Annotated in this window: 1 protein-coding gene; it reads right to left on the bottom strand. The window is 27.6% G+C overall.

The window, feature by feature from the left end; translation table 11 throughout:
- Positions 1-638 (bottom strand): hypothetical protein (locus AWT63_RS01995; protein WP_156414488.1); only part of this gene is annotated, 638 nt, incomplete at its 3' end.
- Between the last annotated feature and the right edge of the window lie 28 nt (positions 639-666).

The raw sequence follows: 666 nt of genomic DNA on the forward strand, positions 1-666 counted from the left end.
TCTTTAACTTTAAGATCATCACTAATTACACTTTTTGTCTTAACTATTGCATCACCACTTTTTGATGAAAATCCCGTTCTTATTGTTAAATTATCTGATATCTTCTCTACACTTACAAATGGTGTTAATCTATAAGTTGGTGTCTGCTCAAATGCAAAATTTACCAATTTTCTATGAAATACTTCTACTTCTTTTTCTTGTCCTGTATTTCTAGAAATTAAAACTTCTCTTACCATACTTTGCAAATCTTCTTTAAAGATCTTTTCATCTTTACTTATCTGCTTTTGTACTCCTGCTACTATACTTGTTTCTTTATTTGGGTTTAATTCTATTCCATATTTTAAGTATATATCTTTATTCTCTTTTGATACTATTACTCTTGGTTTTAGTGGTAGGTTTACTACTAATGGATTTATTGATAAATCTATATTTGGATCTAGATTTTTTCCGTATAAGCTTACTTTTGCCGCTGATAAATCTGCAAATATATCGTAATTTGCATATACTCCATTTCTTTCTACTAATTCTACTCCAGCATCTACTTTCCCTTTTGTCCTTAAATTAAAGGCTTTATTCATATCTGTAAATATATCAAAATCTGAACTTCCTAGCAAATATTTAAATTCCGTTTTATACATTATATTAACACCTGAAAATTCATTCTTA

The organism is Caviibacter abscessus, assembly GCF_001517835.1.
Taxonomy (GTDB): Bacteria; Fusobacteriota; Fusobacteriia; order Fusobacteriales; family Leptotrichiaceae; genus Caviibacter; species Caviibacter abscessus.